This window comes from Verrucomicrobium spinosum DSM 4136 = JCM 18804 (assembly GCF_000172155.1).
Classification (GTDB): domain Bacteria; phylum Verrucomicrobiota; class Verrucomicrobiia; order Verrucomicrobiales; family Verrucomicrobiaceae; genus Verrucomicrobium; species Verrucomicrobium spinosum.
Genome location: NZ_ABIZ01000001.1, coordinates 7,095,729 through 7,119,798 on the forward strand (window position 1 = coordinate 7,095,729; position 24,070 = coordinate 7,119,798).

Below are 24,070 nucleotides of genomic sequence, written 5' to 3' on the forward strand. Positions count from 1 at the left end.
CTGTGGATGGGCGCAGTGATGTGACAGCGAATGCCCACAATGAAGGCCAACCGGTGCGTCCCCTCTCGCACTTTCCTTTCTCGAAATATCGCTTCAGCTCAACATGAGAGGACGGTTTGCGCCCTGATCAACCGCCACAGGCCGCCGGATGGAGGAATGTTATTTCATCGATAACAGCTCCCGCCCATTACCCCTTGCGGCCTGCCGCTGGCATTTGGCGGCTGCCCGCTCCCCTCCCCACGCCGGTTGTGCTTGAGGGACAATCCGCCCTCCTTGGACTCTCGCATTTTTTGAGGCGTTGCGAAACTACCAAAGAAAAAGGGCGGCTCACGGACCGCCCTTTTTAGTAATCTTGTTCTGTCCCGCCAGGATCACCGAACAGCGGTGGCCGCTGAGGAGGCTCCCACACTGTTGCCACCAGGGTCGATAACCCGCACGGTGACGAAGAAGAGCACGTTCTTGCGCTCCACATTCGAAACCTTGCTCTGGAAGGCGCGGCCTACGAGGGGGAGATCCCCCACCACGGGCACCTTGTCGTCGATCTTGTGCCGCTTCTCAAACGTCACCCCGCCCAACACCACGGTGTTGCCATCCCAGACGGACACGGAAGTGGTGATCTTGTTTGTACGGAAGATCGGCTGCAGGATGTCATTGGGCACGTTGAAGAACACATCCGCACCGCCGATACCGACAGGGGCTGAGTTCTGGATGTCTGTCCCGTAGTCGATAAAGCCCTCGAACTCCACTGAGGAGGGGACCAGATTCAGATCCACAGTGCGGTTACCGGAGCCAACCACGGGCTCAACTTCCAGCGTGATGCCCACATCACGCTTTTCAAAGGCGGTCGGCGTGGAGGGTGTGATGGGAGCAAAGTTCGCCACGTACTGAACGCCGTTGACGTTGGCGCTCAAGTTCTGGGGAATCTGCGGAGGATCAAACTCTGTCGGATATCGGAACTCCTTGGCAACCGTCACGTTGGCGCGCTGGCCGCTTTTCGTGATGACTGTCGGTGCAGCAAGAATATCGACCCCCTTGCTCTGCTTCAGACCGCGTAGCACCACCTGGAACTGCGGATCAGTGAACACTCCAGACACTGCGAAGAAACCAGGAGACTTGGAATTGGCCGATGGCACGGTGGCGCGACCGATCAGGCCATCAATGCTGGGCACTCCCAGGATAGCACCGGAACTGCGCAATCCGCTGGTGACGGATTGACCAGGAAACGGAGCGGGATCATTGGGATCCGCCGTACCTGCACCACCGGCAAAAACGCGATCCGAACCGGGAACGTTGAACTGACCCAAAAGCCAGTCAAAACCCAGCTCCTTCAGCCGGGTCTCGTTGATCTCGATCATCCGGACCTGAATCTCCACCTGCTTGGGCGTGGCATTCACGGCCTGGTCCACATACTCATCCACCAAGGTGAGGTTTTCCGCAGTGTTGTTGACGGAAAGAATGTTGGTGCCGGGGTTATAGGACGCACTGGCCCCGGGTGGGAAGAGAACACCGCGCTGCTCCAAAAATTCCTTCGCTCCCAAGCGTCGCATCTGCAGACCGCCGCCACCCGCAGGGGGAGCTGCGCCAAAAGGATCAACCGGGACTGCCGGAGCTGCACCACCCGCTGGAGCGGTTTGCAGGAAATCAGGGGGCACGCGATATTGCCTGGAAATCAGCGTCTCAGACTTCTCCGCCCGGGACGTGATCGTCACCGCATATTCGTCCACCCGGTACACCGAGCCAGTCATTTCCGTGGCATAACGAAGAATCTCCTCAAGCGGAACGGATGTCATGCTCATGGAGACAGGCTTGGCCCGGGTCTCTTCAGAGGCTTTAATGACAAAGGCCACCCCCTTCTTCTTGGGGTCCAGCTCACGACTGCGAATGCGGAGGAACTCGATGACTTCTTCCAGGCTGGCGGACTGAAGGTCCACCATTGGCACGATGATGGACCGAAGCTTGATTTGGATGTTCTCTTTCGTGTTTTCCAGCGACCCCAAGGCCACGCCACCGGAGCCGAAAAGCTGCGACACATCGATCACGGGAACATTGTCCTCCCAGAGGGAGTCCACACCGGTCAACATCTTGGCCCTCGTGTGGTCGCGAGCGACATCATAATACTGGGCCTTGTGCTGCTCAGCCCGTTCCATGCCACGCCGGGCCGCACCATTGTACGGATCGAGTCGCAGCACATCACGGAAACGCTCATTGGCCGCATCAAAGTCCCCCAAAGACATCAACCCCTGGCCGAGGCGGAGCTTTTCCTCCACCTCTGTCACCTTGGCGATGTGTTCCGGCGTCAGCGCGGGCTCATACCGGGCTGGATCATCAAGACGCTTCTGCAAGGTGAGAGCATCCGTATAGCCAGGATTGAAGTCGTCCGCGAGGACAGAACTCAAAAGCGTGCGGGCCTCCGCATACTTGGCCTGTTCAGCCAGCTTCGCCGCTTGGGCCACAGCGACACGGGAGTATCCATCCCGGGCCTGATTCCTCACGGCTGCAGAAAGCGGGGCATCTGGAAGGAGATCCCACGCCTGGCGATACAGGCGCAGTGCGCTTTCGTAGTCACCTTTGTCATTGTGGGAATTCGCCTCGACCAGCAGGGCTTGAGCCTCCGCCACACGCGCATTGCGGCGCACCAGTTCCTGGTCGGCCAGGTTTCTGGCGTGGGGATTGCCCACCGGGCCCGCCAAAGCGGCCCCAGCGACGCACAGTCCCACACACAACCCGAGGGCCCCGTACTTGACAAGGGTCGGCGTTCCCTTGCGCGAGGGTGTGTTGATGTTTGGTTTGCCTGGCTGCATTTTCCCGATAAAGCACGTCATTAGAGCGCACCGGGCCAAAAAATACAATCTTCACGAACACGTTTTTGAACATTCTACGAGCCTGATGCATCCTGCACCGAAGTTTCAGATAACAAGCACGTTGAGAAAGTAGAGATTCTCACCTTAGTGCGCGCGACTCCCCTATGTTCCCACGCTGTTCCCGACCGGCCTCCCGCCTGCTGACAACCCTTTTGCTGCCAGTCGCCACCCTGCTTGCGATGCAGGAGATGCCGGCGGAGGAGGCCGGAGCCGTTCCAGAGGTCATTGGCAAGGTGTACGACTGCAAGCCCGGCCCATGGGGAGAGCTCAAGTATTACTATATCTATCTGGAGGCCCCTGCCCATTTCACGGCCAAGTTCCCGATGCCCAACTCGGTCACCAAATGGTGTTTTGAAGGTCTGACTGAACCCGACCTGCGGGCGCTTTTCACCAGAGCCGGCCTGCCTCATGCCCTTCAGCAGTACCTGCTGGACCCCAAGCGCACTGTGGTGGAAAACGGCGTCCTCACTGTGTTCCCCCCCCTGCCTGACCTGGAGGCGATGAGCCTTAGCCAACGACAGGTGATTTATGAGGAATTGGCCAAGTCTGACCTGAATGAGTATCACAAAAACCCGGTGCTGATCACGGGGAACAGTGTGAGCGAGTGGCTGCAAGGCACCAAGTTGAGCCCAGAACTGTTGGAGGTCATTCCCAAATTCGCGTACCGTCGTGGCAACATCCTGGCCTTCAGCGACTTGTCGGCCGTCCTCAACTACGCAAAAAGCGACAAGGAGGCTCAGGACTTTTTCAAAACCGTCACCCGGACCCGCACGATGATCCTGCGCCTCTCAGTGGACGCGAACACAGACATCCAGCAACTGGCCGCCTACTGGACGGGGCGCAATCGCTTTAAGGACATCGAGCCCATCCTCCAGTCCGCCAAGGAGACGGAGAGCGTAGCCCTCATCGACATCATCCACCTGCTACCCTCCATGGCGAGGCGTTATCTATATACCTACCCACCGATGGAGCTGGCCATCATGGGCAGGATGCCGGACTGCCACTGGACCTCCCTGAACTTCTTCAATCACTATGCCCGCCAGTACTTCCTCGACACCCGGCTGGCGGCTGACCATGTGCTGAACAGCTATGACCGTGTCGCCCCCCCTTATGAGTTCGGGGACGTGCTCATGTTTCTGGATGCCCACGGTCAGGCCATTCACTCGTGCGTGTACCTTGCGGATGACATCGTCTACACGAAGAACGGTGAAAATCTGGTCTCCCCCTGGCTTCTCATGAAGCTGGACGATGTCAAAAGCATCTACTTCCCCGTGAACGAAGGCTCCGTGCAAGGATTCCGCATAAAGGCCCCGGCCGGAGAGAGCCCCAAGTAGCCTCCTTCTATGGTGCCAGAGGGACAACATTGTCCTTGAGCGTGGTATGCTCACCTGCCATGGGACGCACTCGGCGCGTATTGGCATCATAGGCATAGGCTTTGATTTGCTGCCCCTCTTTTTGCGAGCCCTGCGGGAGTTCAAAGACAGCCTCCCAAGCAAGATAGTGGGCAGGAAACGTCCGGCGCAAGAGCATGCGCTGATGAAAATCCTCCGGAAGCACCGGAGCTGACAACGCGATGAAACGCTCTTCCCCACCCGGGGCCGTGGCGCTGATCAGGATCAGGTCGGCCAGATTCACCCGGTCCTTCGTCAGGCCGCAAGTGCCGCGCGCCAGCCAATGCCCACCGCCAAGCGAACTCAGGGAGCTAAAGCTGGCGAATTTGTCTGGGATGGGACTGCCCTGCCGCCACTGGCTGACTCCCACCTCCTCCACGAACTTCACCCCCTTGAGCCGCTCGTGTGATCGAAGAAACTCCACCCAGCCAGCCAGTTGATGTTTCTTTGAGTCCCACTGTACGAAGGGGTTGATGGGGAGCACCCGGACAAAATCCGTAGCGGCAGCTTCCGACACCATCCGCTGGTGGAAAAGCAAGAAGGAGTGACAACCCGCGGACCAGCCGGAGAAATGCCCCGCCATCAATCCAGCGACGGCAAACCCCAACACGCCATCCGGCACCCTGATCAAGCCACGCAGATCAGGATGGAAACAAAACGCTGCCACCAGAAACACCACGCCAAGCACCATGAAGAGCATGAAGGTGGCGTACCGGGGAGCCAGTGCCGTCTCGAGCAGCGACCCCATCCGCAGATAGCAGATCAGGGCCGCATTCCCACCCGCCCACGCCACACAGATCAGCCAGGGCAGCGCCGCCCGCCAGACACCGCGGTGGCGAGCCTTGCCCACCAGCAGGAATGCGAGCGCCAAAACGATCGCCAGCAGCAGAGCTCCAGCAAACATGCTGACCCGAAACGCCTCCACCACCGAACCCTGCCCCACGGTGTGCCCCAACAAAACCAGGACATATTGAATGGCCATGCCTGGCCGCGTCATGGCTTCATTCACACTGGCGTTCTTTGCCACTTCATCATTGGCACCAGGCAAAGCAAAATGAGCCAGCCAAGTGGCCATCATGATCGTGACCATCCAGATGGCCACTACAACCGCCTTCCGGCGGGGGGGCATTTCTGCTGGCATGGCCACCCCCACCATGGGCAGCAACAGAAGGCCCACCAGAAAACCCGACCCAAACGAGTTGGTCGCCACCACACTCAATCCCAAGGCAGCCACCCACCTCCAGGTCCGCCAGTTCTCTGCCGGGCGCAGCAACACCAGACCCGCCATGAGACAGGCCCCGGGGATGAAGTTCTGAAAGACAAAATCCCAGATCCACGTGTGCCCATGGGCACCTGTAAAGATGCTCAGATTCGCCAGCAACATCAGCACGGGCCCGCGTGCCCCCGCCCCTTTCCACAGCGGCCGGGCCAGCAGCAGCACGGAGAGGGAAATGAGGAGCGAGAACCCCCAGCTCAATAACGGCAGCACGGACACATCGCCTCTCAGCCCATGCAGCGCTGCGAAATAGAACAGCTTGCCCACGGTGGAGGGGTGCCCGTTGTGAGGGCGGAAGATCTCCTCCCACGCCGCACGGCCCTCCACCCAGTTCTGGTATTGCTCGACGAATGCCCAGGAATCGTGATACGGCAGGCGTGAGGCGAACGAGCCACACCAGTACAATACCACAAGTGCTGGAGACCAGGCCAGCAGCCAGAGAAGAAGATGCCAAAGCCTGGCAAGAGGAGGGGAGGGGAGATTCGATGCCGGCGTCACAATTTCCAGAATCGCATATGAAGCGCTTGTTCAACCATGAAAAAACCATTCCGCTCAGGTTGACGGCCAGAGAGGACAAGCGGAGAGGCTCAGTCTCCTTCCCTTTTTACTCTTCTACCTAACGTCATGCGTATTCTCGTCACTGGAGCCTGTGGGTTTGTTGGCAGCCGGATCCTGCGCCAGTTGCGCGCCCTGTCTGAGAACTGGACCCTGGTCGGGCTGGACAATCTCTGCCGGGCGGGGAGCGAACAAAACCGCGGGGCAATGAAGGACCTTGGAGTGAAGTTTTTTCACGGAGACGTTCGGTCAGCAAGCGACTTTGAATCCCTGCCCGCTGTGGACTGGGTCATTGACGCCGCTGCGAACCCCAGCGTGCTGGCTGGCGTGGACGGAAAGTCCAGCAGCCGCCAGGTGATTGAACACAACCTCATGGGCACCGTGAACATGCTGGAGTACTGCCGCCGTCACAACGCTGGATTCATCCTCCTCAGTACGAGCCGTGTTTATGGGGTCGAACCCCTCTGCCGGATCCCTTTGAAACAACAGGGCGATCGTTTTGTGGTGGATGAGGCTCAAACACTTGCACAGGGACTGTCCCCCCGCGGGGTGGATGAGACGTTCTGCACGGCCCCTCCTGTGTCGCTCTATGGCGTGAGCAAGAAGATGTCTGAAGACCTGGCACTGGAGTATGGCTGCACCTTCAAGCTGCCGGTGTACATCAACCGCTGCGGCGTCATGGCCGGGGCAGGTCAATTCGGTCGGGCGGACCAGGGGATCGTCGCCTTCTGGATCCACTCGTGGAGGGAGGAGCGCTCCCTGCGTTATCTCGGGTTTGGCGGCCACGGCTGGCAGGTGCGGGATGCCCTGCACCCGGATGATCTGGCCCGGCTCCTCTTCAAGCAGGTGCAGGCGGGCGACGCCAAGGACAAACCGCGCCTCGTCAATGTCGCGGGTGGGGTGGAGAGCTCCTTTTCCCTGGCGGAGCTCAGCGCCTGGTGCACCACCCGCTACAGCAGGGAGGTGCCTGTGGCAAAGGACGGCAGCGAACGGCCGTTCGACATCGCGTGGCTTTTGCTCGACGATGCGAAGGTCCGCCAGGCCTGGGACTGGCAGCCAGAGATCACGAGAGACCAATTGTTTGAAGAGGTCGCCGCCTTCGCCGATGCCCAGCCATCCTGGATGGCAGTATCAGCGTCTTGAGGTGAGCGGGACGTCGAACCCAGGGACGAGAGAACCCCTGGGCCGATTGAGGCGTGACCGCGTAAACGCGGAACTCCAACCCTGTTGAAGGACCCTTTCCATTTGAGGAAGAGCGGAGAGCTCAGAAGGGCCAACGGCCCCTCACCTTCCGCCGTGCCAATTCACCCCCGATCTACTGCCTGCCTCCCAACTCAGGTCTTTCGTCTTCTGTCTTCAAGTCTTCCGTCTCCCACGCAGCGGGCTCACAGCGACGCCACACAGGCAGCGTGGATCTCCTCCAGCGTGCGCCGCAAGTCGTACTTGTAGTGCCAATCTGGATAGTGCTGCTGGAATTTGCTGACATCACTGACGTACCAGATGTGGTCGCCGATGCGGTTGTCCTCTTTGTAGCTCCAGTCCAGCTTCTTGCCGCTGATCTCCTCGCAAAGGTGGATGGCCTCCAACATGGAGCAGTTGGAGTGGCGGGAGCCGCCAATGTTGTACACCTCACCACTGCGTGGCGCTTTGATGAAGTGGCAAAAGGCGTCCACGAGATCATGACTGTGGATGTTATCCCGCACCTGCTTGCCCTTGTAGCCAAAGATTGAATAAGGCTTGCCTGTCACCGTGCACTTCATGAGATAGGCCAGGAAGCCGTGCAATTCCGCCCCGGCATGGGCTGGACCCGTCAGGCACCCGCCGCGAAAAACGCCAGTCTTCATGCCGAAATAACGGCCGTACTCCTGCACCATCACGTCAGCAGCCACCTTGCTGGCCCCAAAGATGGAGTGCTTGCTGTCATCGATGCTCATGCTCTCATCGATGCCCTTGGCGTGAAAGGGATGATCCTCCGCAATCTCCCAGCGTGTCTCGGTTTCCACGAGCGGCAGGCGGTTCGGGGTGTCGCCGTACACTTTGTTGGTGCTGGTGAAGATGAAGACCGCATCCGGGCAGTGCAGGCGCGTGGCCTCCAGAAGATGCATGGTGCCCACAGCATTCACCCCAAAATCGGTGAGCGGTTCACGCGCTGCCCAATCATGCGAAGGCTGGGCTGCTGTGTGGATCACCGCTCCTGTGGCGAAACCGTATTTTTTGAACACTCGTGTCACCTCCCCCCAGTCGCGAATGTCCACAGACTCATGCCGGTAGAGGGGGAGGGCCTCCAACGTGTCACGCGACTTGGAGGTAGAGGCCTCTGCACCAAAGAAATAGCTGCGCATGTCATTGTCGATTCCGATGACAGCCGTCCCTTCGGCGTGGAGACGCTTGCACGTCTCCGAGCCGATCAACCCACACGATCCAGTGACAATAGCCAATTTCATGAGTCCGCCATGCTACGGTTTTCCGTTGATGCCGCAAAGATTTTCTCTAATCTCGGCGCGCGCCGGGAGAGTCTCACTCTGAGCTCGTTGTCGCCTGAGTAATTCCGCCATGAATGCGTTAAATCCGATCAAGTTGCTGAGCATCGTCATCCCCGCACGGGATGAGGTGGGAAGCGTTCCCTACACGGTGCGGCACCTGTATGAAAAACTGACGGCTAACGGCATCGGACACGAGATCCTGGTAGTGAACGATGGGAGCACGGATGGGACTTGGGACCTGCTTCAGGAATTGAAATCAGAGATCCCCACCCTGGCACCCGTGAACAACGAAGGTCCCAATGGTTTTGGCCGGGCCATTATTTGCGGACTAAACGCCATGCGTGGCGACGCCGTGGTGATCATGATGGCGGATGAGTCCGACAGCCCCGACCACGTGGTAGGCTACTACAATCTGCTCAACCAAGGCTACGAGTGCGTGTTTGGCAGCCGGTTTGTACGCGGTGGTGAAGTTCAGGACTACCCACCGCACAAACTCGTGCTCAACCGCCTGGTCAACTGGTGGATCAAGCTGGTCTTCAACATCGGCCTTAACGACACGACCAACGCCTTCAAGGCCTACCGTCGGGAGGTCATCGAAGGCTGCCGCCCGTTCATCGCGCCGCATTTCAACCTGACGGTGGAAATTCCCCTCAAGGCCATCGTGCGGGGATACACATGGGCGACCATGCCAATCTCGTGGCAAAACCGCCGGGCAGGCGTGGCCAAGCTGAAGCTGAAGGAGATGGGCAGCCGCTACCTTTTCATCATTTTGTACGTCTGGCTGGAGAAGTACTTCAGCCGCGGAGACTACCGCCGCCAGATTCAATCGATAGAGAAAGAAATGATCGCAGGGTGAGAGGCGTTTGGTCTAGTCTCTTTGCCCAAACCATGAAACGTCTCCTCGCCGGAATCATTGCTCTCTTCTCCGGGCTGGCCTCAATGCAGGCCGCCCCCACTTTTGAGTTCCAAGACCACGACCGCGTCATTCTCCTCGGAGGCACCCTCGTCGAACGGGAGCAGAAGTACGGCTTCCTGGAGTCTGCCCTGACCCTTGCCGCTGGCGAGGACAAGCACGTGAGCTTCCGCAACCTGGGCTGGAGCGGGGACACCGTCTTTGGCCATGCCCGGTCCTACTTTGGCCCGCCCAAGGAGGGGCTGGAACGGCTGAGCCGCCACGTGGAGCAGATCAAGCCTACGGTCCTGATCGCATGCTACGGGGCAGACCTCCCGTTTGAAGGCCTTATCAAGATGCCAGAGTTCATTTCCGGCTACCGGGAAATGCTGGACCTGGTACGGGCCAAGAGCCCGAAGGTCCGCGTCATCATCATCGCCCCGCCCCCGCTGGAGAACCTGGGTGCCCCGCTCCCGGATCTCACGGCCGCCAACAAGAAGATGGAAGCGGTGCGCAATGCGCTGAAGGAGTTCGCTGGCAAACAAGCCGCGACCTTCGTGGACAGCTTTGAGTTGATGGGAGGGGCCAGCAAACAACGCCCTGAACGCCCCCTGACTGACAACGGCATCCACTACGGTGAGGCTGGCTACCGTGCCTGGGCCGCAAAAATTGTCGAAGGCCTCGGCCTGACTGCTCCCAAGCTGCCCCCTGCGGCAGTGGATCCACTGCGCCAGACCATCATCAAGAAGGACCAGCTTTTCTTCAACCGCTGGCGCCCGGCCAACGAGACCTACCTCTACGGATTCCGGAAACACGAACAAGGGCAGAACGCCGCTGAAATCGAGCGCTTTGACCCCCTTGTGACGGCGGAGGACGACAAGATCCACGAGCAAAAGGTGGCGGCACTGGAAGCCGCAAAACGACTTCCCTAACCCTCTGCTCCAGCAGCGCTCCCTGGGGCCTGCTGGCTGACTTCCGCGTCTGCGCCCTCATTTGGGCCCTTACCCTGTACTGACCGTTTTTTGATCCGACTATGAAGTATTCCGCATCGCTCCTGCTGGCCGCCTCCCTGGCCCAGTTGACTTATGCCTCGCAGCCCAAATCCATGGCTGACCTTCCTGACCCCTCGGTGGAGGCAGAGAAAGCCGCCTTTGTGGTGCCAGAGGGCTACGAAATCTCTCTCTGGGCAGGTGAACCCCTGGTCCGCAAGCCCGTGCAGATGAACTGGGATGCCCAAGGCCGTCTCTGGGTGGTGAGCAGCGTCACCTACCCGCAGATCAAGCCCGGCGATGACCCCATCGACCAGATCGTGGTGCTGGAAGACACGGACAAGGACGGCAAGGCTGACAAAAGCACCGTCTTCGCGAGCGATCTGCAGATCCCCACCGCCGTGATCCCGGCAGATGGTGGATGCTACGTCGCCAACTCCACAGAAATCCTCTTTCTCAAGGACACCAACGGGGATCTGAAGGCCGACGAACGCCAGGTGGTGCTCAGCGGCTTCGGCACTGAGGACACCCACCACCTCGTCCACACCTTCCGTCATGGTCCAGACGGTCAGATGCACTTCAACCAGAGCATCTACATCCACAGCCACATTGAGACCCCATGGGGCCTGCGCCGGCTCATGGGCGGCGGCGTCTGGGAGTTCCGCCCGGAGACCCGGAAGCTGGAAATCATCGCCAAGGGGCTGATCAACCCCTGGGGCTATGAGTTCGACCGCTGGGGCCAGAGCTTTGCCACGGACGGTGCTGGCAGCGAGGGCATCAACTACATCTTCCCCGGCGCAGTGTTCGCCACCAGCCCGGGTGCCAAACGCATCGTCAAGGGCCTGAACCCCGGCCAGCCCAAACAGTGCGGCCTGGAGATCATCGAGGACGCACACTTCCCGGATGACTGGCAGGGCACCCTGGTGACCTGCGATTTCCGCGGCAACCGCGTCAACCGCTTCCACCTCACGGAGAGCGGCAGCAGCTACATCAGCAAGCAACTGCCTGATGTGCTGGCCAGCACCCATCGCGGCTTCCGGCCCATCGACGTGCGCACCGGTCCAGACGGCGCTCTTTACATCGCCGACTGGTTCAACCCCATCATCCAGCACGGTGAGGTGGATTTTCGCGACCCCCGTCGTGACCGTGTGAACGGCCGAATCTGGAAACTCACCGCCAAAGATCGCAAACTGAGCAGCAGCCCGGACTTCTCCAAGGCTGAGATCCCCGCCCTCCTGGAGGAACTGAAGAGCCCCCGCCGCTGGAACCGTCTTTTCGCCAAGCGTGAACTCCGCACCCGAGAGCCTCAACTGGCCCTCGCCTCCATCGATGAATGGGCGCTGGCTCTCAAGAAGGAAGATCCCAACTACTGGAACAACCTCCTGGAAGCTGCCTGGGCCCGGGAAACGCTCAACGCCTGCTCCCCTGCCCTCGTTCGGCAGCTCCTCGGCTCCCCGGACCATCGCATCCGCGCGGGTGCCCTTGGCATCCTGCGCCATCGCCTCACGGAGTTCCCGGATGCGGACGCCCTCCTGGCCACCGCCATCGCCGATGACAACGCCCAGGTCCGTCTCTGGGCCGTGGCCATCGCCCGGGACATGTTCAAGCCCCAGGCCATGGAAGTGGCGCTCCGGGCGCTGGACAAGCCGGTGGATGAAAGCATCGATTTCCTCCTCGAACTCACAGCACGTGAACAGGCAGACATCTGGCTGCCCGTGTTCGTCAATGGCGGCATCAAGCTCGACGCCAATCCCAAGCACCTGGTGTACGCCTTGAAGGCGACCGGCCGCCCGGAAGCGCTGCCGCCGCTCATCAAGGCCCTCGGCAGCGGCAAGCTCGCCGAAGAAGACGCCGCAGCGGTGCTCGCCATGGTGGGTGACGTGGCCAGCCCTGCTGAGCTCAGCCAGCTCTTCCCCATCTTCAAAAGCGAGTCCACAAAGACACGCCGCGTGGGCATTCTGGACGCCTTCATCAAGGCCGGACAGCGCAAAGCCACGCCGGATGCTGCTGCCGCCCTGAAGGATCTCCTCACCGCTCTCATCAGCGGCACCCCTGACGACGCGGACCTCGCAGCCCGTGGTGCCTTGCTGGCGGGCCTCTGGAAGCAGGAGACCCTGCGTAGCCGGCTCGAGGAAATTGCCAGCGGCGACAATACGCCCGCCAGCCTTCGCGACAGTGCCATCAAAGGCCTGGTGTCCCTCGGCGGTGAACCCACGAAGAACTACCTTCAGGCGCTGGCTTCCGGCGAAAAAGCAGTGAGCACCCGTGCCTCCGCGCTCTCCGGCCTCTCTGAGCTTTCCCCGCCCCTCGCGGCGAAACTCGCCGTGCAGTTCCTCGGCAACGCCAAGACCGTGGATGAAGCCCGCCCCGTGCTGGAGGCGTTCTTGAAGAACAAGCAACTCCCGGTGCTGCTCGCCAGTGAGCTGAAGGACAAGCAGGTGCCCGACTTCGTCGCGGTGGAGGGCATCCGCATGGCCAGCTCGCGTGGTTTGCAGTCCCTCATCGAGGAATCCCTCCGCAAGGCGGGTGGGGTGAAACAGATGGATCGCCCCCTCACCCCGGAGGAGATGCACGCCCTGGTCACCAAGGTGCAGGCCCAGGGCAACGCCGCCCGCGGGGAGGACGTGTACCGCCGCCAGCAACTGCTCTGCATGAGCTGCCACGCCATCGGCGAGAGCGGCGGACTCATTGGCCCCAACATGGTGAGCCTGGGCTCCAGCGCCCCGGTGGACTACATCATCGAGTCTCTCCTCGAACCCTCCAAAAAGGTCAAGGAAGGCTACCACATGACCATGATCACCACCAAGGCCGGCCAGGTAGTCGCGGGTGGAATTGTGCAGGACGGGGATGAAGTGGTGGTGCGAGATGCAGCCAACCAGTTCCACAAGGTGGCCAAGGCCGACATCGCCCAGAAGATCATCAGCCCTGTCTCCATGATGCCGCCTGGCCTCACCGCCAGCCTTCGTGAAGACGAGTTTGTGGACCTGGTGAAGTTCCTCTCCGAACTGGGTCGTGAAGGGGACTACAAGACGCAGCCCAACCGCTACGTCCGCACCTGGCGCACCATGGGCAAGATCGAGCAGGCCGATAACGACCATGTGCGCCACGTGGGCCTCCAGGCCCTGAGCGACCGCAAGTACGCCTACCCCTGGCAGATGACCCTGAGCAAGGTCAATGGCGACCTGCCACTCGGTGAGCTGCCCATTGCTGCGAAGATGTACCCCATCTTCCCGCGCATTGCCCAGTTTGACCTCCAGCTGGACGCGGACGGCCCCGTGACACTCGGCCTGCCCTCCACGCCTGGCCTGGTGCTGGTGGTGGATGAACAGAAGTTCGAGGAAGTCACTCCGCAGATGAAGCTCAACTTGAAGGCGGGCAAACATGTCGTGACTGTCCTGGTTCCCAAGTCCGCTGGCGACGTCAGCGCCCTGCGGGTGGAGTTGCTGGAAGGAGCCGCCAAGGTGGTCACCACCCTCCAGTAAACTGCGCCGTCCCACCTCATGAATCTGTCCCACCTGCCGACCAGCCTTGTCGTCCGCGAATACACTCCGGATGACAAGGACGCCTGTCTGGACATCTACCGCTCCAACGAGGACCTGCTGCCCGCCGACTTGATCGAAGCGTATGCAGACTGGCTGGAAATGGGCACATCCTACATGCTGGTGATCGAGCAGGCGGGCCGGATCCTGGCCTGCGGCGGTCTGGAGATTGATGGCAGCAAGAACTCCAACCAGATCAACTGCGGTCTGGTGCGGCGCGACCACCACCGCAAGGGGCTCGGCACCCTGCTCAACCTCACCCGCCTGGCCCTGGTGCCCCAGGACCATGACCCGGCCTTCGTCGGCATGGAGACCAGCGTGCTCAACGAACCCTTCTTCAACAAGTTCGGCTTCGAGCGCCTCAACAAACCCGTGAGCCGCTATGCTGGTGCCTCGTATTTCCTCGACATGGGAATGTGGCTCCCCGCCAGTCAGAAACCGGAGCTGCTGACCCTGTTGAAGTCGTTGCCGGTGGAGTTCCGGGTGGATTTTGAAGAGTCCATGGCCGGCGCAGCGGAGGGAGGAGAGGAATAGGGCGCGACGGCTATTGCTGGGTTGAATTCATCCGAAGGAGTTGTGGCGGTCTGAAAGGCTCGCACGCGGTGAATGTAGAAGAAGCGTCCCGGTCATTCTTACCTTGATCGCGTCAGCCAGAAGACGACGAATCTTCGTCACATCTCCACCTCGCCCATGTCATGCTTGGGCTTGATGATGAAATAAAGCGCCAGGGCCACCACCAACACGGCGGCCGCAATCAATGGAGCCGTGCGATTGGCGGGATCGGCGCTCTGGATGGCACTCATCACCCGCACGACAACGAGCGACGCGCAGACCAGGGCCCCCAGAATCGGCACGATCACCGGGACCTCGAACCCTCCTTTGGGCTCGTCTTTCCGCCGTTTCAGGATCACAAGCCCAATATTCACGACCGTGAAGACTGTGAGCAGCAAGAGCACGGTGGACTCAGCGAGCGCTTTCACGCCCCCGCTCAGAATCAAACCGGTCACGATCACAAACAACACCGCGATCGCAACGTGTGGCGAATGACGGCGGGGATGCACCCTGCCGAGCACCTGGGGCAGCAATCCCTGGCGGCTCATCCCATAGAGCAAACGTGAGCCCATGATGTAGTTGAGCAGCGCGGTGTTGCCGATCGCAAAGATGGAGATGCCCACATAAATCTTGTCGATGCCCCTGAACCAGGGTGCCGCCCGGTGGGCCACTTCCATCAGCGGGGTCTTGCTGGCGGCCAGCTCCTTCCACGGCACCACGGATACTGCCGTGATGGCCACGGCCATGTAGATCAAGGTGGCCAGGATCATCGCGCCAATGAGACCAAAGGGAATGTCACGCCGGGGATTCTTCACCTCCTCCGACACATTGAGGATGTCCTCAAAGCCAATGAAGGAGAAAAACATCAGCACCGCCCCTTGCAACACGAGAGCAAGCGTGATGCCCGACCCCAAACCGCCCTCGATGGTATCACCCGGTGTCTCCAGATAATTCACCCCACCCCAGAAGCGCATGCCCACCACAATGATGAACAACAACCCAGCCGTCTCAACCACCGTGCACACGATGTTGGCCCACATGCTCTCACGAATGCCGCGATAAATGATCCCGCCCACCAACGCCACCAGTCCTATGGCAACGAACTTGATCGGCAGCGCCATGCCCAGCGCTTTCTCCAGATTCTCTGCGATAGCTTGTGAGCCGGTGGCCATGCTGGTGAGCCCGCTCATCATCACCGCAATGCCCACCACGTAGCTCAGCCAGGAGTACTTGAAAGAACGATGGGTGACATACGCCGCCCCACCGGCCTTGGGATAGCGGCTGCCGGCACAGGCATAAGAGAGCCCGGTCAACAGCGCAGCTACCATCGCCGCCAGAAAGGCAAGCCAGATAGCATTGCCAAGACTGTCGGCCGCCCGCCCCACCAGCGCGTAGATGCCCGCTCCGAGCATTGACCCCAGACCATAAAACAAAATCTGCCACGGACCCAGCGTCTTCTGAAGCGCTGGCTGTTGGGGAGGAGTGTGGGAGTCAGGCTGGTTCATGGGGGCCGTTCATTCTGAGCAAACGAACGGCCAACGTCCACGATCAAATGCCACCATTTTCGGCATACGCCCCCCGAAGAACCAGCGCGATGGTCAGGGTTTGGCCGCGACTTCCGCTTTGGTTTTGTCCAGCACTTCCTTCAAGGTGACCTCTGCACCGCCGCGGCGCTTGCTCTCGTCCGCAGCCTCCATGAAGGCATAGATCTCGACCGTCTCTTCCATGCTCACCGGAGGCTTCCCGGTACGGAACATTTCAATAGCAGCCACCAGGAGCGGGTCGTAGCCATCGTAGGTTCCCACTACAGCTTCGCCCTTCTCACCTTTGGCAGTGCCGCCATAGGCCTTGGATTTGTCCGTGCTTTGGCGGAATGCGCCCTTGCGCCCACCTTCCCAGGTGCCGGTGACTTCAATCCGACCATCCGTCGTAGTGCCGCGCTTCACTGAGACACACCCTGTGCCCATGACGGTGAAGAGGGATTCCACACCGTGGATACCATACCAGAAGAGGTCGGGATGGGTGGGCTCCAGGCTCACTGGGCTGTGGGTCTCTGCTTCCAGCACCTTGCCGATGGACCCACCACGCACAGCGAGCGTCCCTTTGCCAAATCGCAGGGAAGAAGAGGAGAAAATGGGCACACCGGCCTTCTTTGCTTCATCAAAAATACGCAACACATCCGCCAGCGAGGCAGCCATGGGCTTGTCCACAAACACCGGCTGTTTGGCTTTCAGCACCGGGCGGATCTGTTCCAAATGAGGACGACCATCATTGGTTTCGAGCAGAATTGCATCAGTTTTGCCCAGCAACTCCTCAATGGAACCCACGATCTCGCCACCCAGACTTTTCACTTTCTCCGTGTACTCAGGCACGCGTTTGGTGCTGCTCTCGATGTCCGGGCTGCCCTTGGGGTAGGCCGCCACCATTTTGGCACCCGCCAGTTTTGCGGCATCTTCAGGGTTCTTGGCCCCCTTGTTCAAGGCCTGGGTGAAGGACGTGGCGTGGGAAGTGTCCAGACCAATGATGCCCACCCGCAGTGACTTGGGCTCATCTGCCCGTCCGATGGCGGGCAGACAGACGGCAGATGTGGCGGCGGCGAACAGGAAAAACAGACGTCTTTGCATACCCAGAAACCAACGCAGCAGCCGTGGCCGCGTCTTGCAAAACCACCCCCTCGAACTCTGAGTGTCCAATGCCCAGTTTTGGTAGGATTGTGACAATCACCTCACCGTGCGCCTCAGCGCTTTCTCTGTGCAGGGATGGAAGTTGGTGGTAAAGAGCGCCCATGACCCTCTCAAACCAGAGCTGGTGGACCCCCGGCAAGATTCTGGCTCTGCTCATCGTCATCAATCTCTTCAGCTACATCGACCGCTACGTCCTGGTGGCAGTGGAGCCGGAGTTGCGCGCAGAATTTCTGGCGGGTGACGCCATGGCCAAGACCAAGTCGGGGCTCTGGCAGACGGCATTCATGATCTCCTACATGCTGATGGCCCCGCTCTTCGGATGGCTGGCCGATCGCACCTCCCGCTGGCTGTTGATCGGGCTGGGCCTCTTGCTGTGGAGCGCCGCGAGTATCGGGTCCGGGATCGCGACAGGATTCACCATGCTCCTGCTCACGCGGGCCATGATCGGGGTGGGTGAGGCAGCCTATGGGCCTGCGGCCCCTGCCCTGATCGCAGAAATGTATCCCGTCCATCGGCGCGGCATCGTCATGTCCTGGTTCTTCATGGCCATCCCCGTGGGGAGCGCTCTAGGTTATGCTCTGGGCGGGCTGGCCAACAGTTACCTGGACTGGCGCTGGGGTTTCTGGCTGGCAGGGGTACCGGGCATCCTCCTCGCCATGGTCTGCTTCTTCTTGAAGGATACACGGCGCAGCCAGGCCGCCGCCGCAGGACAGGCTCACCACGCCCCGGGGTTTGCCGACTACAAGCACCTGCTTCGCATCCCCTCCTATGTCATCAACGTGGCCGCGCAGACGGCCATGACCTTTGCCATCGGGGGCCTTTCTTTCTGGCTGCCTGCCTACATCACCGAGTACCGGCAATATGGCACGCTGGGGCAGGTCTCTACCCTGGTGGGTGCCATCACCGCCGTGTCCGGCCTGGGGGCCACGCTCTTCGGGGGCTGGCTGGCGGACCGCTTGCGCAGCCGCTTTGCCGCCTCTTATTTCCTCGTCTCCGGGGCAGGCATGGCCCTGGCCTTTCCCTGCACGCTGGCCATGCTGTTTGCCCCCTTCCCTCTGGCTTGGGTGTTTGCATTCGGCGCGGTGTTTTTCCTGTTCTTCAACATCGGTCCGGCCAACACCGCCCTGGCCAACGTGGTGCCAGCCTCGGTGCGTTCCAGTGCCTTTGCCCTGAACATCCTCACGATTCACGCGCTGGGAGACGCCATATCGCCGACGCTGATCGGAGCGGTGGCCGATCGCTCCAACATGAACCTGGGCTTCATGCTCGTGTCCGGCACCATGCTGGTGGCGGCCGTGCTCTGGTTCATCGGCATGCGGTGGCTGCCGCAGGATGTGGAGCGCGCCGCAGCGCGGGATGCGGAGAAGCAGCCGGTGTGAGATCGAATCCGGGCCTAAAAGCAGCGCGCAGGCAGTTCGGCGAAGAATCAGAAGCAACCGGCAACGTTACCACCCGCGATCAACGCATGTTCCTCATCGAACCCGAAGGGTTCACCATGAATAGCCATGGGTGAAACGAGCGTAGCGAGTGCAACCCATGGAAGTCGCCCCCTCCCTCTACTGCGGAGCGGTAGGCCCATCGTCCTGCGCCACCCGACGCGTCATCCCGCGATCTCACCCATGCAGACTGTTGTCCGCCATGGCCTACCGCTCCGCGGTAGAATTCGCCTTACAACACACCATGGGTAGTCCTCGCTACGCTCGGCCGACCCATGGCTACGCATGGCGAACCCTCAGGGTTCCTGAGATAACTCCCGCAACACTGACACACTGACACACTGACACACTGACACACTGACTCCTACTCCACCTTCAACACCCCGTTCATCACCAACCAATGCCCCGGGAAGGTGCACAAGTACGGGTACTCCCCCTTCTCCTGCGGGGCATTAAAATGGATGGTGAACTTGTGGCTGGGCTGCACCATGTCTGTGTACACCAGGACCTCCGGCGACTCCGGCACATAGTGCCGGGCCAGCCCGGCGGGATCGGTGATCATCTTGTTCGCCAGATCACCCACGCGCTGCAAGGCCCCGGGTTTGATGAACAACACATTGTGCGGAACGGCGTCCGGATTGCTGAACTCCAGCGAGAGCCGCTCGCCGCTTTTGGCCACCAGTTGCTTTTGCGCGAACTGCAGCCCCAGAGCGGCCTCCAGTTTGACGGAACGACCGCCTTCGCCTTTCGCCCAGGGATTCACTCGGGTGGGTTCCGTCGTCACGGCGAGATTTCCTGCGGGCACGCTTAGCGCCTTCGCCACCAGGGGTTTGGCCCCGGGGAAATCTGTGAACGGCTGACCAAGCTGATGCACTGTGCCGTAGAGGTCGGCAAATTTGTCCGGACCCGTCATGACATGCAGATGGATCTGACTTGCCGGCATCAGTTCCGGCACCTCCAGGAAGAGCCTGCGTCCGCCCTCCAGCACCTGCACCGAGGTCACCTCCAGCGCATCGTGCCCGGCGGTTTTTGGGTGTTTCACCGACCACTCCTGTGAACCATAGGCGCTCGAGGTGAGGTAGTTCCAGACCTGGACAAAGTGTTGGCGGGCATCCCGCGTAACCGCGGCATCCACCGGATGGTTAAAGGTAATCATCACCCCGTTCCGCCGCACCTCCCAGCCCACCGGCAGAGGCTGCGTCCCGCCCGTGAAACGCACCCGCTGCAGGCAGCCGTCCTTGGGCCCATAGCAGCCCCAACCATACATGCCACTCACATAGAGCTGCCCGTCCTGCCCGTGAAAACGGCCGCGTTGCGCGCCGGAGAGGAAATCCGCCGGCAACTCCCAGGCCGCCCCCTGAGCCTGCCCCGATGCCACATCTCTCAACACCACCAGCCCCGTGCAGGCCCCGCAGGAGAAAGTGAGCAAGGTGCCGCGCGGCACGCCCCATGCATCACTTTCCACGTAGCACTGGCCGCCGGATGAATTGTCCACCCCGCGCGGGAGGTAGAGCAGCGGGGGTTCAACGGTCTTGCCCGGACGCGGCCCGCCCAGACCATAAAACCCGCCTTCCTTCACCTCGCACACCATCGAAGCTGGCGTCCAGTCGCCCTCCTGGCAGGAGGTGGTGGTGCGTCCTTCTGCTGAAAGACCCAGGCCATTGGGATTGCGAAAGCCCGTGGCCAATACTTCCACCTCCCCTCCCGGCTTGACGCGACACACCCCTTGATTGCCAGAGGAAAAGTAGAACCGCCCCTCTCCATCCCATTGCAGGCCACAGAGGTAGTCGTGCCCGGAGGGGGAGGTGATCATCGCATTCGTCACGCACTCGTAGAAGTCCGCCTCGTCATCGCCGTTCACGTCATGGAGCCGGGTGATCTGATCTCGCCCCAGCACGCAGATCTTCCCGTCTGCCACCACCAGCCCCTGGGGCTGATGCAGACCGGTGGCGAACCGCTTCCAGGTGAGCCTGGCCAGGGATGCATTCACTCCTCGAACCAACCAGACCTCCCCTGTCATGGTACAAAGGGCCAGCGTGTCATCAGACAGAAAGTCGTGATCGCTCACAAAGAAGAGAGCGCCATACGGGTTGTCATAGGGCAGGGTCAGCGTGTCGAGCGCATAGGGTCTGCCTTCTCCCAGCGTCCCCTTTGTCTCCAGCACCTGCGTCCACCGGGCCGGGCCGCCGTTGCGCAGGTCTTTCCAGGGATGCGCCTCCGCCCTGGCCCGCAGGCGCACAGGGGTGCCATTGTCGATCCCCATCGCGTCCAGCATCTCCACGCCGTCGAGTTGATAAGCGAACAATACGCGGTTCCCGTGCCGGTAGAAGCCGTGGTACTTGAGCGAGGCAGGTAGGGGTGGCAGGGCCGACTTTTGCAACGTCGCTCCGCCGGGTTTGGCCGCCTCCATGAAGCCATGCCGCACTTCCGAGAGTTTGATGAAACCACCCTTCCACACCAGGGGAAACGAGACCGTCACCGGGTCGAAGCAGGCTGCAAGTTCGCCCTCGCCCCCCAAGCGCACACTGACCCCTTTGGGCACCACGAGGCCGTCCCCCTTCAATACGCCGCTGAAGAGGTTTCCCATATCGGATCCCCTCCAGCGGCCGTCCCGCCAGGTGTCATCGCTCTGGTTTCCCCAATGCCCCTGCGTGCCACCATCCAGCCCCGGATAAGGAGGAAGCAACAGCCCCTCCGCCTGGCGTCCTTTGAACGCCACCGCCTGCTTGGGGTAGTAGTCGTAAATCCGGTCCCGGTTGACGGGCTCCTGCCGGTTGGGCCATTGGCCAGGATTCAGCGGATCCCGGACGTAAGAAAACGGCTCAGGTTCGAGGGATGAACTCGATGCCTCCTTCTTCAGGACCTCGATGTTATCAAAATTCCAGAGCCCGATGGTCGCATCCGTGGGCAGCAACGGCTCACCGCGGCCCACGGGATTGGAGTTGCCGCGGGCAATGCGCACCTCATCAATGATCCCGTCACAGGAGAGCCCCCTCTCCACCAGACGGCCAAAGGCAATGCCCTGGGTAGGATGCGACTTGGGCGCGGTCGGCGTCACCGGGACGTCCAGCACCTGCTTGTTGTCCACCTTCAGCCGTACCCGGTCAGATTCGATGACCGCGCTCAAGCGGTGCCACTGGCCATCGCAGATGTTGGTCTGTGATTTGTACTCGCCACCCCTGCCGGGCATGTAGAGGCTGAACACGCCGCTGCCCGCGTAGGAGTACAGCTCCCAATGCAGCGGAGAAGTTTTTGGCTCGCACGCCACGAGGATGTTGAACCCCCTGGCACTGTCCAGCCGGGCGAGACACTCCACCGTGATGGGGAGTTCATGGAAATCATCTTTCCCCGCCAGCACCAGTCCGCCCTTGAGCGCCTTCCCTAGAACCTCGCTACGGGAGGGAACCAGCTGTGGCCCCTGGCTTTGCACCGCCGCAGAGGGGGCGTCCCCCTTCCCACCAGCCGGTGCAGGAGCCTTCCATGAGCGGGGCACCGGGCGTGGCCCTGCTTCGCCCCCGTCGAGTTGTTTCACCAGCCAGCGCAAGCCGTCGAGATTGTCCTGCAGGCGGGCTTCAGCATCCTCGTTGGTGTGGTTGAGGATGCCGATGGGCCCCTGATAGCCGCTGTCACGGATCACGCGCAAAAGTTGCAGATCCAGCTCCCCCTGCGCAATGGGGACGATCTTCTGCCCCTTGGCCTCGCCATCGGGCACCATACCGTTGAGATTCAGGCAGAGCAGATGCGGAATCATCCGGCGAAGCACTTGCGCCAGCCGGTCCACCTGGCTGTGGCCGTGATGCAGGTTGTACACCATGCCCACATTGGACACGCTCTGCTGCTGGAGCTTCTCGATGATCTTGAGCTGCGTCTCGGGTTCGCCGAACCAACCTCCGTGATTGTACAGGCCCACCTTCACGCCCGCATCGGCGGCGGCAGCAGCCAGCGGCTTGATGCGCTCCACCTCCTGCGTCAGTCGCGTCTCCTCCTCTGCCGGCGTGGCAGGGGCCGGGCCACCCCCGGTGATCCAGAGATCGCACTCCTTCAAACCATGACGCTTGATCAGATCGAGGATGTGCTTCGCCTCTGGCGTAAGCGAGGTGGGGAACCACCAGCCCGTGAGCCGGACGTGATGCCGGGCCAGCGCTTCGATCTCCGCCTCAAAGGTGGGCACGTGCTCCGCCCGGTAGTCATAGACGAGGCGCGTGATGCCCAGCTTCTCCAGCATGGCGGCACGTTCCTCAGGGCCGCGCTTTTTGGCGTCGAACGGCACGATGCACCACGCCGCCAAGTTGGACGACGCAAAGACTGCGTTGCGATCTCGTGCCGGCTTCACAGTGGAGGCCGGAGCCGCAGGCGGGGCAGCGTACACTGGCGAGGCGGCAAGGCAGAGCAGGGCGGGGAGGACAAACCATCTCATGGCAGGAGGGGAAGCGAAAGACGTGGGACAGAACGTTCCCAAGATGGGCTGCTCTTTGCCCAAATGATAGAAGGGCAGCGTCCTCTCTTGGTACAAAAGCGGCGTCACACTCTTGCCGCCGTGGCGTAGCGCTGCTGGTACTCTCGCGGCGTCATGCCCGTTTCCTTGCGAAATTCCCGGGTGAAATGGCTCTGGTCGCAGAACCCGTGGTCGTCTGCCACCTCTGCCAGGGTGCGATGCCCAAAGACGAGGGCATGGCAGGCCAGCCGGACCCGCAGTCTGCGGACATACTGCTGCGGTGCCACATGAAAAAGCTGGCGAAAGCGGCGCTCGAAGGCCCGGACGGAGAGCCCCGCCATGCGCGCCAGGGCGGCCGTCTCCAGCGGTTGCGCAACATGCGCCCGGATGACCGACACCACGGCAGACAAGCGGGCGTCTTCTACAGCCAGGACGGCTTCAGCCTCCCCCACGGCTCGAGTTGTCCCCGCCGTGCCGAACAGCCGCCCCCGCGAATCCCGCACCAGCACTTTGTTGGTGATGGACCAGGTGGCGGTGTGATCAAAACGCCCCACCAGTTCCACCCGGTTGACGATCCGTCCCCCGGCCAGCACCCATTCATCATCGGTGCGAAACTGGTCGGCAAGATGCGCCGGGGAGAGGTCGGCATCGGTCTTCCCCACCACCTCATCCAACTGCTCCAGGGAGTAGTTCAGCAGGAAGGCACGATTCACCCACTGGTACCGCCCCTGCCGGTCCTTGATCCAGGCCTGGCGTGGTGGGCCCAAGCATCTCCAGCAGACCCAGCACCCCGGTGGCCGGGAGATGGGAGAGGGGGTTGTTGGGAGGTGATGGCATGGCGGGACCTATTAGCCGTGCGTGGAAAGCAAGAGCGGGATTTCTTCAAGAAATGCTCCTTACCCGCCTAAAGGCGGAACTCCAACCCCGGTGCACACCTTCTCGGAAAAACTTGAGAAGGCTTCATCCCTGTTGAAGTG

14 protein-coding genes are annotated in these 24,070 nt (G+C 61.0%); 7 read left to right on the forward strand and 7 right to left on the reverse strand.

Annotated features, from left to right (window positions below; all coding sequences use genetic code 11):
• Positions 1 to 371 precede the first annotated feature (371 nt).
• Entirely contained in the window at positions 372 to 2,801 is a 2,430-nt protein-coding gene (locus tag VSP_RS28775) for an Amuc_1098 family type IV pilus outer membrane protein (protein WP_009965086.1), read from the reverse strand.
• A 164-nt stretch (positions 2,802 to 2,965) separates the two neighbouring features.
• Between VSP_RS28775 and VSP_RS28780 the strand changes: the two genes are divergently transcribed.
• The gene (locus VSP_RS28780; RefSeq protein ID WP_009965087.1) at positions 2,966 to 4,195 is read left to right on the forward strand and encodes a hypothetical protein; all 1,230 of its coding nucleotides are present in this window, start codon (positions 2,966 to 2,968) and stop codon (positions 4,193 to 4,195) included.
• Positions 4,196 to 4,202: 7 nt separating this feature from the next.
• On the opposite strand, the gene VSP_RS28785 is transcribed toward VSP_RS28780, so the two are convergent.
• A complete protein-coding gene (locus VSP_RS28785) occupies positions 4,203 to 5,939 on the reverse strand; it encodes a hypothetical protein (protein ID WP_157211118.1) in 1,737 nt (578 codons plus the stop codon).
• Between the two features lie 213 nt (positions 5,940 to 6,152).
• Between VSP_RS28785 and VSP_RS28790 the strand changes: the two genes are divergently transcribed.
• The gene (locus VSP_RS28790; protein WP_009965089.1) at positions 6,153 to 7,226 is read left to right on the forward strand and encodes an NAD-dependent epimerase/dehydratase family protein; all 1,074 of its coding nucleotides are present in this window, start codon (positions 6,153 to 6,155) and stop codon (positions 7,224 to 7,226) included.
• Between the two features lie 242 nt (positions 7,227 to 7,468).
• Here VSP_RS28790 and VSP_RS28795 read toward each other — a convergent pair whose 3' ends face one another.
• Positions 7,469 to 8,527: an NAD-dependent epimerase/dehydratase family protein gene (locus VSP_RS28795; RefSeq protein WP_029190843.1), complete on the reverse strand. Its 1,059-nt coding sequence runs from the start codon at positions 8,525 to 8,527 to the stop codon at positions 7,469 to 7,471.
• A 109-nt stretch (positions 8,528 to 8,636) separates the two neighbouring features.
• On the opposite strand from VSP_RS28795, the gene VSP_RS28800 reads away from it, so the two are divergent.
• The 4 genes from VSP_RS28800 to VSP_RS28815 all read left to right on the forward strand — a co-directional run bounded on the left by VSP_RS28800 (position 8,637) and on the right by VSP_RS28815 (position 14,520).
• The gene (locus VSP_RS28800) at positions 8,637 to 9,422 is read left to right on the forward strand and encodes a glycosyltransferase family 2 protein (RefSeq protein ID WP_009965093.1); all 786 of its coding nucleotides are present in this window, start codon (positions 8,637 to 8,639) and stop codon (positions 9,420 to 9,422) included.
• 32 nt (positions 9,423 to 9,454) lie between these two features.
• The gene (locus tag VSP_RS28805; protein ID WP_029190844.1) at positions 9,455 to 10,390 is read left to right on the forward strand and encodes an SGNH/GDSL hydrolase family protein; all 936 of its coding nucleotides are present in this window, start codon (positions 9,455 to 9,457) and stop codon (positions 10,388 to 10,390) included.
• 101 nt (positions 10,391 to 10,491) lie between these two features.
• Entirely contained in the window at positions 10,492 to 13,929 is a 3,438-nt protein-coding gene (locus tag VSP_RS28810) for a PVC-type heme-binding CxxCH protein (RefSeq protein WP_044133701.1), read from the forward strand.
• Positions 13,930 to 13,947: 18 nt separating this feature from the next.
• On the forward strand, positions 13,948 to 14,520 hold the full coding sequence (locus VSP_RS28815) for a GNAT family N-acetyltransferase (protein ID WP_009965094.1): 573 nt from the start codon (positions 13,948 to 13,950) through the stop codon (positions 14,518 to 14,520).
• Between the two features lie 137 nt (positions 14,521 to 14,657).
• Here VSP_RS28815 and VSP_RS28820 read toward each other — a convergent pair whose 3' ends face one another.
• Both VSP_RS28820 and VSP_RS28825 read right to left on the reverse strand, forming a co-directional pair.
• A complete protein-coding gene (locus VSP_RS28820) occupies positions 14,658 to 16,043 on the reverse strand; it encodes an APC family permease (protein WP_009965095.1) in 1,386 nt (461 codons plus the stop codon).
• A 93-nt stretch (positions 16,044 to 16,136) separates the two neighbouring features.
• A complete protein-coding gene (locus VSP_RS28825; RefSeq protein WP_009965096.1) occupies positions 16,137 to 17,162 on the reverse strand; it encodes a Gfo/Idh/MocA family protein in 1,026 nt (341 codons plus the stop codon).
• Positions 17,163 to 17,323: 161 nt separating this feature from the next.
• Here VSP_RS28825 and VSP_RS37860 point away from each other — a divergent pair, with 161 nt between their 5' ends.
• Positions 17,324 to 18,601, forward strand: a complete 1,278-nt coding sequence (locus VSP_RS37860; RefSeq protein ID WP_009965097.1) for a spinster family MFS transporter — start codon at positions 17,324 to 17,326, stop codon at positions 18,599 to 18,601.
• Between the two features lie 421 nt (positions 18,602 to 19,022).
• Here VSP_RS37860 and VSP_RS40175 read toward each other — a convergent pair whose 3' ends face one another.
• Positions 19,023 to 23,075 (reverse strand): DUF6797 domain-containing protein, encoded by a 4,053-nt coding sequence (locus tag VSP_RS40175; protein ID WP_009965098.1) that lies wholly within the window; start codon positions 23,073 to 23,075, stop codon positions 19,023 to 19,025.
• A 104-nt stretch (positions 23,076 to 23,179) separates the two neighbouring features.
• Positions 23,180 to 23,860 carry a helix-turn-helix domain-containing protein gene (locus VSP_RS28840; protein WP_009965099.1) on the reverse strand — a complete coding sequence of 227 codons (681 nt, stop codon included), beginning with the start codon at positions 23,858 to 23,860 and terminating at the stop codon, positions 23,180 to 23,182.
• Positions 23,861 to 24,070 lie beyond the last annotated feature (210 nt).

Excerpts from the sequence above, each read along its gene's own strand:
- VSP_RS28790 (WP_009965089.1), top strand. The coding sequence starts at position 6,153 with ATGCGTATTCTCGTCACTGGAGCCTGTGGGTTTGTTGGCAGCCGGATC.
- VSP_RS28805 (WP_029190844.1), top strand. The coding sequence starts at position 9,455 with ATGAAACGTCTCCTCGCCGGAATCATTGCTCTCTTCTCCGGGCTGGCC.
- VSP_RS28810 (WP_044133701.1), top strand. The coding sequence starts at position 10,492 with ATGAAGTATTCCGCATCGCTCCTGCTGGCCGCCTCCCTGGCCCAGTTG.
- VSP_RS28815 (WP_009965094.1), top strand. The coding sequence starts at position 13,948 with ATGAATCTGTCCCACCTGCCGACCAGCCTTGTCGTCCGCGAATACACT.
- VSP_RS28800 (WP_009965093.1), top strand. The coding sequence starts at position 8,637 with ATGAATGCGTTAAATCCGATCAAGTTGCTGAGCATCGTCATCCCCGCA.
- VSP_RS28820 (WP_009965095.1), bottom strand. The coding sequence starts at position 16,043 with ATGAACCAGCCTGACTCCCACACTCCTCCCCAACAGCCAGCGCTTCAG.
- VSP_RS28780 (WP_009965087.1), top strand. The coding sequence starts at position 2,966 with ATGTTCCCACGCTGTTCCCGACCGGCCTCCCGCCTGCTGACAACCCTT.
- VSP_RS28795 (WP_029190843.1), bottom strand. The coding sequence starts at position 8,527 with ATGAAATTGGCTATTGTCACTGGATCGTGTGGGTTGATCGGCTCGGAG.
- VSP_RS40175 (WP_009965098.1), bottom strand. The coding sequence starts at position 23,075 with ATGAGATGGTTTGTCCTCCCCGCCCTGCTCTGCCTTGCCGCCTCGCCA.
- VSP_RS28825 (WP_009965096.1), bottom strand. The coding sequence starts at position 17,162 with ATGCAAAGACGTCTGTTTTTCCTGTTCGCCGCCGCCACATCTGCCGTC.
- VSP_RS28775 (WP_009965086.1), bottom strand. The coding sequence starts at position 2,801 with ATGCAGCCAGGCAAACCAAACATCAACACACCCTCGCGCAAGGGAACG.
- VSP_RS37860 (WP_009965097.1), top strand. The coding sequence starts at position 17,324 with ATGACCCTCTCAAACCAGAGCTGGTGGACCCCCGGCAAGATTCTGGCT.